Below are 13,024 nucleotides of genomic sequence, written 5' to 3'. Positions count from 1 at the left end.
ATGCAGCCTCACATTCGAATGCCCTGGGCAGCCGACAAGCGCCGGTACCGCCGGGCATGCGAACCGGCGGCGAACTATATCACTGCAACGGCCAAGCGCCCAAGGCCAACGCCCCGCCTGTTAAGCCTGGCTTAAGGTTAAAAGCCACATTTTATGTCGAACCTTGCGGCCTCCCGAACAAAGCATGACGAACTTACGTGAGGGAATTGTTCATTGCCGCTATAATCGCCGCCTTTTCATCGGGCTATACGATTTCTGACATGAGCCAATCCAGCGACCTGATTCAATCGGCACAACGTACCATCCGCCTCGAGCTCGAAGCCGTGCAAGGCTTGCTGCCCCATATCGACGCTAATTTCGTACGCGCCTGCGAGATGATTCTGGCCAGCAAAGGCCGGGTGGTCGTGGTCGGCATGGGCAAGTCCGGGCACATCGGCAACAAGATCGCCGCCACCCTCGCCAGCACCGGCACCACGGCCTTTTTTGTCCATCCGGCCGAAGCCAGCCACGGAGACATGGGCATGATCACCCGGGACGACGTCATCCTGGCCCTGTCCAACTCCGGCTCCACCAATGAGATCATAACGCTGCTGCCGCTGATCAAGCGCCTGGGCATCCAGTTGATCAGCATGACCGGCAACCCGGGCTCGCCGCTGGCCAAGGCCGCCGAAGTCAACCTCAATGTTCATGTCGAACACGAAGCCTGCCCGCTGAACCTGGCACCGACCTCCTCCACCACCGCGGCCCTGGTCATGGGCGACGCCCTGGCCGTGGCGCTGCTGGAAGCCCGGGGCTTCACCGCGGAAGATTTCGCCTTTTCCCATCCCGGTGGCGCCCTCGGCCGTCGCCTGCTGCTGAAAGTCGAAAACGTGATGCACGCTGGCCAGGATTTGCCACAAGTGCTGCGCGGCACGCTGCTCAAGGACGCCCTCATGGAAATGACCCGCAAAGGGCTGGGCATGACGGTGGTCCTGGAGACCGACGGCAAGCTCGCCGGGATCTTCACCGACGGCGACCTGCGCCGCACCCTGGACCGCACCATCGACATCCACAGTGCGACCATCGAGCAAGTCATGACGCCCCACGGCAAGACCGCCCGCGCCGAGATGCTCGCCGCCGAGGCCCTGAAGATCATGGAAGACCACAAGATCAGCGCCCTGGTGGTCGTCGACGACGAAGACCGTCCGGTGGGCGCCCTGAACATGCACGATTTGCTGCGTGCGGGAGTCATGTAAATGAACACAGACCTGTTGCAACGCGGCCAAGCCATCAAGCTGGCGGTTTTCGATGTGGACGGCGTGCTGACCGACGGTCGCCTGTACTTCCTTGAAGACGGCAGCGAGTTCAAGACGTTCAACACCCTCGACGGCCAAGGCATCAAGATGTTGATGGCCGCCGGCGTGCAGACCGCTATCATCAGCGGCCGCAAGACCCCAGTGGTCGAGCGGCGCGCGAAGAACCTCGGCATCCCGCACCTTTACCAGGGGCGCGAAGACAAACTGGTGGTGCTGGACGAGCTTCTGGGTCAACTCAACCTAAGCTATGAACAGGTGGCCTACCTCGGTGACGACCTGCCAGACCTGCCGGTGATTCGCCGGGTCGGCCTGGGCATGGCGGTCGCCAATGCGGCCAGCTTCGTCCGCGAGCACGCCCACGGCGTCACCACGGCGCGAGGCGGCGAAGGTGCGGCCCGCGAATTCTGTGAACTGATCCTGCGCGCCCAGGGCCACCTCGAAGCGGCCAACGCCGCGTACCTGTGAGCCATTTATGCTGAGCAAGAAGATTCGCACCATCGTGGTGTTCGGCTGTATCGCGGCGATTTTTGCTGCGGTGGGCTACTGGAACATCAGCCCCGAACGGTTTCTCGACCGGCCTGCGGCCCAGATCGAGGAAAAGATCGACTGGTACGCGACCAACACGCATACCCTGCAGTACCTGCCCGACGGCAAAGTGCAGTACGAGATGACGTCCGACAAGGTCGACCACGTAAAGGCCACTGACATTACGCTGGTCACCAAGCCCGACCTGAACATGTTCCGCGGCACCGAGTTTCCGTGGCATGTGCAGAGCGAGCATGCCGAAGTCAATTCCGGCGGCACCGAAGTGGAACTGATCGACTCGGTGCGCATCGCCCGAACCGACGAGAAAAACCGTACGACTATCATCACCAGCACGCGCATGACCGTGTTCCCACAGCAAGAATATGCGCAGACCGAGCAACCCGTTAGAATCGACGGCGCCGGGGGTGTATCGACCGGCACGGGAATGAAAGCGTATTTGAAGGAAAGCAGGATACACCTGCTATCGAACGTAAGAGGACAGTATGAAGCTCGCTAAAACCCTCCCTATTTTGCTCAGTCTGGGCGCAGCAGCACTGGGAAGCGCGAGCGCCTGGGCTCTTCCCGACGACCGCAACCAGCCTATCCGCATCCAGGCCGACGACGCCCAGCTCGACGACAAGAATGGCGTGGCCACCTATAAAGGCGACGTGATCATCACCCAGGGCTCGATGAAGGTCACCGGCAATACCGTGACCATCACCCGCACCCAGTCCGGCGACATCGACGTGGTGACCTCGGTGGGCAACCTGGCCTATTTCGAGCAGTTGCAAACCGCAGGCGATACCAAGCCTGTGCAGGGCTACGGGGTAACCATCCAGTACCACGCCTCCCAGGATCGCGTCGTCCTGATCGACCGCGCCAAGGTCGTTGACAAGGACAACAACGTGACCCAAGGCGAGAAAATCGTCTACGACACCAACAAGAAACTCGCCAGCGCCGGTCGCGCCACCGGCAGCAAGGTGACCGAGTCGCGTCCGCGGATCGACATGGTGATCCAACCGAAAAAGAAAACCGACGAGCAGAAGGCCCAGTAATGGCAACTCTGAAAGCTCAGCACCTGGCCAAGAGCTACAAGAGCCGTCAAGTCGTGCGTGATGTCAGCCTGTCCATCGACAGCGGCCAGATCGTCGGCCTGCTCGGCCCCAACGGCGCGGGCAAGACCACCTGCTTCTACATGATCGTCGGCCTGGTCCAGGCCGATCAGGGTCGCGTACTGATCGACGACGTGGATGTCAGCCACCAGCCGATGCACGGCCGGGCGAAGGCAGGTATCGGCTATTTGCCGCAAGAAGCATCGATCTTCCGCAAACTGTCGGTTGCCGACAACATCATGGCGATCCTCGAGACCCGCAAGGAACTCGACAAGGCCGGCCGTCGCCAGGAGCTGGAAAGCCTGCTGCAGGAATTCCACATCAGCCATATTCGCGACAACCTGGGCATGAGCCTGTCCGGCGGTGAGCGGCGTCGCGCGGAAATTGCCCGCGCCCTGGCCACCGCACCGAAGTTCATCCTGCTCGACGAACCGTTCGCTGGCGTGGACCCGATCTCGGTAGGTGATATCAAGCAGATCATCCATCACCTCAAGGCCAAGGGGATCGGCGTGCTGATCACTGACCACAACGTGCGCGAGACGCTGGATATCTGTGAAACCGCCTACATTGTCAACGATGGCCAACTGATCGCCGAAGGCGACTCCGCAGCCATCCTGGCCAATGAGCTGGTCAAGGAAGTGTATCTGGGCCATGAGTTCCGCCTGTAATCACAAGTGTCTGGCGAATTGTCCGAGCGTCGTTTAATTTTATTGTGGCGACGCTCTAGGCAAACACTTCAGTTTCAGGCATATAATTTGCTTAAGTTTGGCGCTTCGGCGCCCTGTAGTGGATGGCGCATGTGCGCCGGCTAATAAGGTGTTAAGCCCCTGCCATGAAACCATCGCTAGTCTTGAGAATGGGCCAGCAGCTGACGATGACACCGCAGCTGCAACAGGCCATCCGCCTGCTCCAATTGTCGACCCTGGACCTGCAGCAGGAAATCCAGGAGGCCCTGGAGTCCAATCCGATGCTCGAACGCCAGGAAGAAGGCGACGACTTCGACAACACCGATCCGCTGGCCGACAACGTCGAGCAGAAGACCAACACCGAAATCCCGGAACCGACCTACCAGGAAACCGCCCCGACGGTGGACAACCTCGAGGACGGCGAATGGAACGAACGCATCCCCAACGAACTGCCCGTGGACACGGCCTGGGAAGACGTCTACCAGACCAGCGCCAGCAGCCTGCCAAGCAGCGATGACGACGAGTGGGACTTCACCACCCGCACCTCTGCGGGCGAAAGCCTGCAAAGCCACCTGCTGTGGCAGTTGAACCTGGCGCCGATGTCCGACACCGATCGCCTGATCGCCGTGACCCTGATCGACTGCATCAACAACCAAGGCTACCTGGACGAGACCCTCGAAGAAATCCTGGAAGCCTTCGACCCCGAGCTCGACATCGAGCTGGACGAGATCGAAGCCGTCCTTCATCGCATCCAGCAGTTCGAACCGGCCGGCATCGGCGCCCGCAACCTGGGCGAGTGCCTGTTGCTGCAACTGCGCCAGTTGTCCGCCAAGACGCCGTGGCTGGCCGAAGCCAAGCGGCTGGTCACCGATTACATCGACCTGTTGGGCGGCCGCGACTACAGCCAACTGATGCGTCGCATGAAGCTCAAGGAAGATGAGCTGCGCCAGGTCATCGAACTGGTGCAGAGCCTCAACCCGCGCCCCGGCTCGCAGATCGAATCCACCGAACCCGAATATGTAGTCCCCGACGTGATCGTGCGCAAGCACAATGATCGCTGGCTGGTGGAGCTCAACCAGGAGTCGGTGCCCAAGCTGCGGGTCAACGCCCAGTACGCCGGCTTTGTGAAGCGTGCCGACACCAGTGCCGACAACACCTTCATGCGCAACCAGTTGCAGGAAGCGCGCTGGTTCATCAAGAGCCTGCAAAGCCGCAACGAAACCCTGATGAAAGTTGCCACCCAGATCGTCGAGCATCAGCGCGGCTTCCTGGAGTACGGCGATGAAGCGATGAAACCGTTGGTCCTGCATGACATTGCCGAGGCAGTGGGCATGCACGAGTCGACGATTTCCCGGGTAACCACCCAGAAATTCATGCATACCCCTCGGGGTATCTATGAATTGAAATACTTTTTCTCCAGCCACGTCAGCACCTCCGAAGGCGGCGAATGCTCATCCACGGCCATCCGCGCGATCATCAAAAAACTGGTGGCCGCGGAAAATCAGAAAAAGCCGTTGAGTGACAGCAAGATCGCTGGTTTACTGGAGGCACAAGGCATTCAGGTGGCCCGCCGCACCGTCGCCAAATACCGCGAATCCCTCGGGATCGCGCCTTCGAGCGAACGCAAGCGGTTGATGTAACAGGCCACGCCACAGCGTTCCAGTGGCAGGCATTTCTGCCTGCCGCTTTATGCACTGGCAACGAAGGAGAAGCTGTATGCAAGTCAACATCAGTGGACACCAACTGGAAGTGACCGAACCCCTGCGCACCTACATCGGCGAAAAACTCGACCGATTGGAGAGGCATTTCGACAAGATCACCAACGTGCAAGTCACGATGAACGTCGAGAAGCTGCTGCAGAAAATCGAAGCCACGCTGCATATCCCCGGCGGAGAAGTGGTTGCCAACGCAGAGCACACAGACATGTATGCCGCGATTGACCTGCTGACCGACAAGCTGGATCGCCAACTCAAAAAGCATAAGGAAAAGACCCAGAGCCTCCTCCAGGGCGCAACCGGTCGTTAACCCCCCCAATCCATGATCCGACTAGAAACCATCCTGACCCCCGGCCGTTCCCAGGTGAACGCGCCGGGCGGCAGTAAAAAGAAAGCCCTCGAACACATTGCCAACCTGATCCACCGCGAGGTTCCGGATCTGGAAATGCAGGACGTCTTCGAGGCCCTCGTTGCCCGTGAAAAACTCGGTTCCACCGGTTTTGGCAACGGCATCGCCATTCCCCATTGCCGCCTCAAGGGTTGTAGCGCGCCGATCAGCGCGCTGTTGCACCTTGAAACTGCTATAGATTTCGACGCCATCGACGGCGCCCCGGTCGACCTGCTGTTTGTATTGCTGGTACCGGAAGCGGCGACCGATGCGCACCTCGAGCTGCTGCGCCAGATTGCCAGCATGCTGGACCGCAAGGAAGTGCGCGAAAAACTGCGCAGCGCACCGAGCAACGAAGCCTTGTATCAGGTTGTCGTGGACGAACAGAACGGTCATTAAACATGCGCATGATCATTGTCAGTGGCCGCTCCGGCTCCGGTAAAAGCACGGCCCTCAACGTGCTTGAGGACAGCGGCTACTATTGCATCGACAACCTGCCCGCCGGCCTGCTGCCGGAACTGGCCGAGCGCGCCCTGATCCACACCGAGTTGGCACAGCCGCTGGTGGCGGTGTCGATCGATGCACGTAACCTGCCAAGCCACCTGTCGCGCTTTCCTGAACTGCTCGAGGAAGTGCGCAGCCGGCATATCCAATGCGACGTGCTGTACCTGGATGCCGATGAAGAGACACTGCTCAAGCGTTTTTCCGAAACCCGCCGACGCCACCCACTGAGCAATGCCAACCGTTCGCTGGCCGAAGCCATCGAGGATGAAAGCCAGCTACTGGGGCCGATCGCCGACCTGGCAGACCTGAAGGTCAACACCACGCACCTGAACCTGTATCAGTTGCGCGACACCATCAAGCTGCGCCTGCTCAACCAACCCGAGCCGGGCACGGCGTTCCTGGTGGAGTCGTTTGGTTTCAAGCGTGGCATGCCCGTAGACGCCGACCTGGTGTTCGATGTGCGCTGCCTGCCCAATCCTTATTGGAAACCGGAATTGCGCGCTCAGTCCGGGCTCGACCAACCGGTGATCGACTACCTGGCCGCCCAGCCGGATGTCGAAGAAATGTACCAGGACATCTCCAGCTACCTGCTCAAATGGCTGCCCCGCTTTGCCGCGAGCAATCGCGCCTATGTCACGATCGCCATCGGTTGTACTGGCGGTCATCACCGCTCCGTCTACCTGACCGAACGCCTGGGTCAACTCCTGCAACAATCCCTGAAGAACGTCCAGGTTCGCCACCGCGACCTCAGCTAAAGGATTCACATCGCGATGCCTGCTCAGGAAATTGAAATCATCAACAAGCTGGGTTTGCATGCCCGAGCGTCGGCCAAGTTCGTCGGAGTCGCGGGCCAGTTCAAGGACACCACCATCAGGGTGGGTCGCACACCCGAGACCGCGGTCGACGGTAAAAGCATCATGGCGATGATGATGCTCGCCGCCGGCAAGGGCACCAAGATCCACCTGCACACTGAAGGCGATCGAGCGCAGGAAGCGATGGATGCCCTGGTGGACCTGATCAACAGGTACTTCGACGAAGGCGAATAACCCCCCTGTGGTGAGGGGATTTATCCCCGCTGGGGTGCGAAGCGCCCCCCCCAAAAAAAGCTCTATGCAATCAACCAGGGCCACCGCGAGAGTAGGTTTTGGGGCTGCTTCGCAGCCCAGCGGGGATAAATCCCCTCGCCACAGATTGATCCTGCCCCACAGATTGTCCCCCCTGCCACACAGATTGATCCCTGCCCCACAGATTGTCCCCCTGCCACACAGATTGATCTCTGTCCCACAGACTTTCCCTGTCACGCCAACGCCGTATCCATCACCATCATCAGGCAAAACCCCACCAGCAACCCGAGGCTCGCCAGCTTGTCATGGCCATTGCGGCGCGATTCGGGAATGACCTCGTGAGTCACCACCAGCAGCATCGCCCCGGCCGCCAGCGCCAGCCCCAGGGGCAGCAGCATCTCGGCCAGGCTCACCAACCAGGCGCACAACAGCGCAAACACTGGCTCGACCAGCCCTGACGCAGCGCCAATCACGAACGCCTTGAGCCGCGACATCCCGGCCGCAGCCAGCACCAGCGCGATCACCAGCCCTTCAGGGACATCCTGCAAGGCGATCCCCATCGCCAGGCTGTCGGCATCGGGCATGCCGCCACCCGCCGATACGCCAACGGCCATCCCCTCAGGAATGTTGTGGGCCACGATGGCAAACACGAACAGCCAGATCCGCGGGGCAATGATCGGACGTCCGGGCGCCTCTACCAGCCTTGCAGGGCTGGCTGACACTTTACGGTCGACCAGGTACAGCCCGAATGCCCCCAGCAGGATACCGAAGCTGATCAGGCCACTGGCCGCCCAAGGCGTGAGCCCCAGCTGTTCGGCTGCGGCAATGCCCGGCACGATCAGCGAAAACGCCGTCGCGGCCAGCATCACGCCAGCCCCGAAACCGAGTAACGAATCACTCACGGCCTGGGGCATGCGGCGGATCACCAGCACCGGCACAGCGCCCAACGCCGTGCCCAAGGCGCAAAGCCCACCGCCCTGCAGGGCACGCAACAGTTTCGGCTCCAGGTCCAGCCACGCCAGGCCCTGGGCTACCAGCAATGTCATCCCGGCCAACAATAACAGCGATCCCAAGGCGTAGCGGAACATCCGTCCGCTCCCTATCGCCAGCGTTTCAGTATCCATAGTCAGCCTTGGATTGTTTATGAGGCACTCAGGCCAGCGCAGCCTGGTAACGGCGTGCGACTTCCGGCCAGTTGATCACGTTGTAGAACGCGTTGATGTATTCCGGCCGACGGTTCTGGTACAGCAGGTAATACGCGTGCTCCCAGACGTCCAGGCCCAGGATCGGCGTATGGCCGTTCATCAACGGGCTGTCCTGGTTGCCGCTGCTTTCCACCACCAATGTCTTTTGCGGGGTCACGCTCAACCAGGCCCAACCGCTGCCGAAACGGGTCAGCGCCGCCTTGGTGAATGCTTCCTTGAACCGTTCGAGCCCACCCAGTTGCGCTTCGATCGCGGCGGCCAGGGCCCCCTCTGGGTGTCCACCGCCCTGGGGCGCCATGACCTCCCAGAACAACGAATGGTTGGCATGGCCGCCGCCCTGGTTGATCACCGCGGCCCTGAGGCTTTGCGGCAATTGCTCGATGCTGGACAGCAGTTTTTCGACCGGCCATTGGGCGTATTCGGTACCGTCCACCGCCGCGTTGAGGTTGTTGATGTAGGTCTGGTGATGCTTGGTGTAGTGGATTTCCATGGTTTGCGCATCGATGTGCGGTTCCAGGGCATCGTAGGCGTAGGGCAATGCAGGCAAGGTAAAAGCCATTTTCAATGAACTCCGTAATGAACAGGGGCATCGCGCTGCTGGGGCGAAGCGGCATTGCAACCCAGCAGGCGCTGGGTACGAGGGTATTCACCGTGTTCGCTGATGAACGTCAGCAGTTCGACATAGGTCTTGTGGCTCTGACGCAACGCAGCAGCACGCAGGGCCGGCGCCATGCGCTCGTCCTGCAGGGTCTGCAACAACCGCTGGTGGATGGCGCAGAGGTACTCGGCGCTCTCCTCTGGCTGGTTCAGGCGCAAGTGCAGGTCCGCCAGGTTGTGATGGGAGACGACGCACGCGGCCACCGCTTCGTCGGCATCCGACCAACGCTCGAACAGCACCTGGGCCAGCGCCAGGGCTTGCAGGTAGGCTTCGCGGGCATCTACCAGCTCGCCCAGCATGAAACAGCGGTTGGCCCGTTCAATCGTACGTTTCCAGTGTTCCATGATGAGTCCTCCACACAGGTGTCGGGGGTTACACGCCGCCGGCGGTGAGCTTCTCCGGGTCCAGCAGGACTTCGAGTTCGCTGCGTGTCAGGTCGGTGTGCTCCAGGGCGACATCAATGACCGGCCGACCTTGCTGGTAAGCCTTCTTGGCTATTTCAGCGGCCTTCTGGTAACCAATGATCGGATTCAGCGCGGTCACCAGGATCGGATTGCGCGACAACGCTTCCTTGAGCCGGGCCTCGTTGACCTTGAAGGTGGCGATGGCCTTGTCCGCCAGCAAGCGGCTGGCAGTGGACATCAGCGCGATGCTGCTCAGCAGGTTCTGGGCGATGATCGGCAGCATCACGTTCAATTCGAAGTTGCCCGATTGACCGGCGATAGTGATCACCGTGTCGTTGCCGATCACTTGGGCCGCCACCATCGCGGTGGCTTCAGGAATGACCGGGTTGACCTTGCCGGGCATGATCGAGGAGCCCGGCTGCAAGCCTTCGAGTTCGATCTCGCCCAGGCCCGCCAGTGGCCCGGAGTTCATCCAGCGCAGGTCGTTGGCGATTTTCATCAGCGACACCGCCGTGGTCTTGAGCTGTCCGGACACCGCCACGGCGGTGTCCTGGGAGCCGATCAGCGCGAACAGATTCTGGCCTGGGGTGAACTGCACCTGGGTCAGTTGCGTCAGTTGTTGACTGAACAGCTCGGCGAAGCGTGGATGGGCGTTGACCCCGGTGCCGACCGCCGTACCGCCCTGGGCGAGGGACTGCAGGCTCGGCAGCAGGTCCTGCAAGTGGCCGATATTGGCCTTGAGTTGCTGCGCCCAGCCGTCGAGCACCTGGCTCAGGCGCACCGGCATGGCATCCATCAGGTGGGTGCGACCGGTCTTGATGAACGGGTGCACCTCCTCGGCCTTGCGCTCGATCACCTGCACCAGATGCAGCAATGCCGGCAGCAGTTGCTCATGCAAAGCCAGCGCCGCGCTGACATGGATGCTGGTGGGAATGATGTCGTTGCTGCTCTGGCCGCAATTGACGTGGTCGTTCGGGTTGACCGTTTCCCCGAGCAGACGACTGGCAAGGGTGGCGATCACTTCGTTGGCGTTCATGTTGGAGCTGGTGCCGGAGCCGGTCTGGAAGATATCCACCGGGAAGTGGTCCATGAATTGGCCTTCGAGTAGCCCTTGGGCGGCGTCGACAATGGCCTTGCCCTGGGCCGCGCTGATTTGTTCCAGCTCTACGTTGGCCCGAGCGGCAGCCGCCTTGGCCAGGATCAGGGCGCGGATGAACTGCGCCGGCATACGTTGGCCGCTGACCGGAAAGTTATCCACTGCGCGCTGGGTCTGGGCGCCATAGAGGGCATCCACCGGGACTTGCAGCTCGCCCATGCTGTCGCGTTCGATACGGGTATTACTCATCGGGAGATCCTTGCACCAGTTCAATAAGAGGAATCGACGGCTCCAGGGCGCAGGTCGCCAGCGCCCAGGCATGACTCTGCCAACGCTTGAGGCGGCAGCGGCACAGTGATTGTTGTTCGAGCTCACGCAGAGGACGCCAGGCCTGGTCGAGGCAGAGATTGCGCCAATGCCACGGCAGCGCGACGTCGGCGGCGGTGTCGAGCAGCAAGCGAAACGCGGTTTCGGAAATCATCCACGGCGAAGTGGCTGTGCAGCAGGCCAGATAACGGCCTTCGGCCAGGTAATGCTCGATCAGCCGCGGCTCGTCCGGACTCATCGCACAACGGATCTGGCGACTCATCCAGCGCCAGCTTTCAAGGTAGGGTTGCTCGTGCAGGGCAGAACTCATGACCGGGGCTCACTCGGCGAATGAGATTCATTATTAGATGATAATAAGAAGCAACACAACCGTAAGCCCGTACAAAATTCACCGTGGCGAGGGAACTTGCTCCCGCTGGACTGCGAAGCAGGCCCTGTTTATCAGGGTTGTCATGTCTTTGCGGTGCTGCTGAGATTTTTGCGGCTGCTGCGCAGCCGAGCGGGAGCAAGCTCCCTCGCCACAGGGGTTTCTGCGAACATGAAAAAGGCGCGTCACCCGCTAGGATGACGCGCCTTTTTTACTGCGATTGAAGGTCAGCTACCCGCTACTGTCATCCGCTCGATCAGTACCGAGCCGGTACGGATGTTGCTGCGCATTTCCAGATCGTTGCCCACCGCTACGATCTGCTTGAACATGTCGCGCATGTTCCCGGCGATGGTCACTTCCTGGACCGGGAACTGGATCTCGCCGTTCTCGACCCAAAAACCCGCCGCGCCACGGGAATAGTCGCCGGTGACCATGTTCAGGCCATGGCCCATCAGTTCAGTCACCAGCAGGCCACGCCCCATGCGCCGCAGCAAGGCGGCCTGGTCTTCTTCGCCATGGGTCACGAACAGGTTATGCACGCCACCGGCATTGGCGGTGCTCGGCATGCCGAGTTTGCGGCCCGAATAGGTGCCGAGGATGTAGGACACCAACTCGCCCTTTTCCACGAACGGCTTGGCGTAGGTGGCCAGGCCGTCGCCGTCGAACGCGGAGCTGCCCATGGCCTGCATCAGGTGCGGACGCTCGTCGATGGTCATCCATTCCGGGAACAGTTTCTGCCCCAGCGCGCCCTCGAGGAACGACGATTTGCGGTACAGGTTGCCGCCAGACACCGCCGACAGGAAGCTGCCGAACAAGCCGCCGGCCAGCTCGGCCGAAAACAACACCGGCACTTCACAGGTCGGCACCGGCCGCGCGCCCAGGCGGCTGGCCGCCCGTTGTGCGGCTTTCCGGCCAATGCTCACCGGGTCCGCCAGCAAGGTGCCCTGGCGGTTCACGTCGTACCAGTAATCGCGCTGCATCTGGCCATCGGCTTCGGCGATCATCACGCAACTGAGACTGTGGCGGGTCGATGCATAACCGCCGATGAAGCCGTGGCTGTTGCCATAGACCCGGCAGCCCTGGTGGGTATTGAGCGTCGTGCCGTCGGCATTCTTGATACGGCTGTCGGCCTCGAATGCCGCCGCTTCGCAACGCAGTGCCTGTTCGATGGCCTGCTCGGGGGTGATGTCCCAGGCGTGAAACAGGTCGAAGTCGCGCAGCTCCTTGCACATCAGCGCAGCATCGGCCAGGCCCGAGGCTTCGTCTTCGGAGGTGTGCTTGGCAATAGCCAGTGCCGCGGCGACGGTTTCGCGAATGGCCTCCGGACCACTCGCCGACGTGCTGGCCGAGCCCTTGCGCTGGCCCACGTACAAGGTGATGCCAAAGCCCTGGTCGCGATTGAATTCGACGGTTTCCACCTCGCGCTGGCGCACCGACGTCGACAGGCCCTGCTCCAGCGATACAGCCACTTCACAGGCACTGGCGCCCTGGCGCTTGGCCTCGGCAAGGATCTGCTCGACTTGCTCCTGCAGTGCCGGCAATGCTTGCGGGCCGACGCTTTGAACTGCACTCATGGTGTTCTCCACTCAAATTCTTCTTTCGGTGATGGCCTTCGAGCGACCGGGCCGGACAAGCGGCCCCCGACTGGTTATCATGGCGGCGTTTCTTTGCGGACTGC

The 13,024-nt window shown here is 61.1% G+C and carries 16 protein-coding genes; 10 read left to right on the top strand and 6 right to left on the bottom strand.

What is annotated here, in order from left to right:
• Nucleotides 1-260: 260 nt before the first annotated feature.
• The 10 genes from BLO97_RS22990 (at nt 261) to BLO97_RS22945 (ending at nt 7,271) form a co-directional block, all read left to right on the top strand.
• A complete protein-coding gene (locus tag BLO97_RS22990) occupies nt 261-1,235 on the top strand; it encodes a KpsF/GutQ family sugar-phosphate isomerase (protein ID WP_063322909.1) in 975 nt (324 codons plus the stop codon).
• Complete coding sequence (locus tag BLO97_RS22985) at nt 1,236-1,760, top strand: KdsC family phosphatase (RefSeq protein WP_063322910.1); 525 nt, start codon at nt 1,236-1,238, stop codon at nt 1,758-1,760.
• Nucleotides 1,761-1,767: 7 nt separating this feature from the next.
• Nucleotides 1,768-2,337 carry an LPS export ABC transporter periplasmic protein LptC gene (gene lptC, locus BLO97_RS22980; protein WP_063322911.1) on the top strand — a complete coding sequence of 190 codons (570 nt, stop codon included), beginning with the start codon at nt 1,768-1,770 and terminating at the stop codon, nt 2,335-2,337.
• The gene (gene lptA, locus BLO97_RS22975; protein ID WP_063322912.1) at nt 2,324-2,875 is read left to right on the top strand and encodes a lipopolysaccharide transport periplasmic protein LptA; all 552 of its coding nucleotides are present in this window, start codon (nt 2,324-2,326) and stop codon (nt 2,873-2,875) included. The genes lptC and lptA overlap by 14 nt, the downstream gene beginning before the upstream one ends.
• A complete protein-coding gene (gene lptB / locus BLO97_RS22970) occupies nt 2,875-3,600 on the top strand; it encodes an LPS export ABC transporter ATP-binding protein (RefSeq protein ID WP_063322913.1) in 726 nt (241 codons plus the stop codon). Before lptA ends, lptB begins: the two co-directional genes overlap by 1 nt.
• 164 nt (nt 3,601-3,764) lie before the next feature.
• The gene (locus BLO97_RS22965; RefSeq protein WP_063322914.1) at nt 3,765-5,258 is read left to right on the top strand and encodes an RNA polymerase factor sigma-54; all 1,494 of its coding nucleotides are present in this window, start codon (nt 3,765-3,767) and stop codon (nt 5,256-5,258) included.
• 76 nt (nt 5,259-5,334) lie between these two features.
• A complete protein-coding gene (hpf, locus tag BLO97_RS22960; protein WP_003178005.1) occupies nt 5,335-5,643 on the top strand; it encodes a ribosome hibernation-promoting factor, HPF/YfiA family in 309 nt (102 codons plus the stop codon).
• A gap of 12 nt (nt 5,644-5,655) precedes the next feature.
• Nucleotides 5,656-6,120: a PTS IIA-like nitrogen regulatory protein PtsN gene (gene ptsN, locus BLO97_RS22955; RefSeq protein WP_092348347.1), complete on the top strand. Its 465-nt coding sequence runs from the start codon at nt 5,656-5,658 to the stop codon at nt 6,118-6,120.
• A gap of 2 nt (nt 6,121-6,122) precedes the next feature.
• The gene (rapZ, locus tag BLO97_RS22950; RefSeq protein WP_003197845.1) at nt 6,123-6,980 is read left to right on the top strand and encodes an RNase adapter RapZ; all 858 of its coding nucleotides are present in this window, start codon (nt 6,123-6,125) and stop codon (nt 6,978-6,980) included.
• Between the two features lie 15 nt (nt 6,981-6,995).
• Entirely contained in the window at nt 6,996-7,271 is a 276-nt protein-coding gene (locus BLO97_RS22945; RefSeq protein ID WP_063322915.1) for an HPr family phosphocarrier protein, read from the top strand.
• Nucleotides 7,272-7,522: 251 nt separating this feature from the next.
• On the opposite strand, the gene BLO97_RS22940 is transcribed toward BLO97_RS22945, so the two are convergent.
• The 6 genes from BLO97_RS22940 to pmbA form a co-directional block, all read right to left on the bottom strand.
• Nucleotides 7,523-8,413: a ZIP family metal transporter gene (locus BLO97_RS22940; protein WP_092225350.1), complete on the bottom strand. Its 891-nt coding sequence runs from the start codon at nt 8,411-8,413 to the stop codon at nt 7,523-7,525.
• A gap of 28 nt (nt 8,414-8,441) precedes the next feature.
• Entirely contained in the window at nt 8,442-9,053 is a 612-nt protein-coding gene (locus BLO97_RS22935) for a superoxide dismutase (RefSeq protein WP_092225348.1), read from the bottom strand.
• 2 nt (nt 9,054-9,055) lie between these two features.
• The gene (locus BLO97_RS22930) at nt 9,056-9,496 is read right to left on the bottom strand and encodes a hypothetical protein (protein WP_063322917.1); all 441 of its coding nucleotides are present in this window, start codon (nt 9,494-9,496) and stop codon (nt 9,056-9,058) included.
• 28 nt (nt 9,497-9,524) lie between these two features.
• Nucleotides 9,525-10,901 carry a class II fumarate hydratase gene (locus tag BLO97_RS22925; protein ID WP_092149025.1) on the bottom strand — a complete coding sequence of 459 codons (1,377 nt, stop codon included), beginning with the start codon at nt 10,899-10,901 and terminating at the stop codon, nt 9,525-9,527.
• Nucleotides 10,894-11,289 (bottom strand): hypothetical protein, encoded by a 396-nt coding sequence (locus tag BLO97_RS22920; RefSeq protein WP_063322919.1) that lies wholly within the window; start codon nt 11,287-11,289, stop codon nt 10,894-10,896. The genes BLO97_RS22925 and BLO97_RS22920 overlap by 8 nt, the downstream gene beginning before the upstream one ends.
• Before the next feature lie 284 nt (nt 11,290-11,573).
• A complete protein-coding gene (pmbA, locus tag BLO97_RS22915; protein ID WP_092225346.1) occupies nt 11,574-12,920 on the bottom strand; it encodes a metalloprotease PmbA in 1,347 nt (448 codons plus the stop codon).
• Between the last annotated feature and the right edge of the window lie 104 nt (nt 12,921-13,024).

The sequence above is a fragment of the Pseudomonas sp. NFACC05-1 genome, assembly GCF_900100135.1.
Lineage (GTDB): Bacteria > Pseudomonadota > Gammaproteobacteria > Pseudomonadales > Pseudomonadaceae > Aquipseudomonas > Aquipseudomonas fluorescens_Q.
The sequence above is the reverse complement of the archived record's forward strand: the minus strand, read 5'-3'. Positions and strand labels throughout refer to the sequence as shown.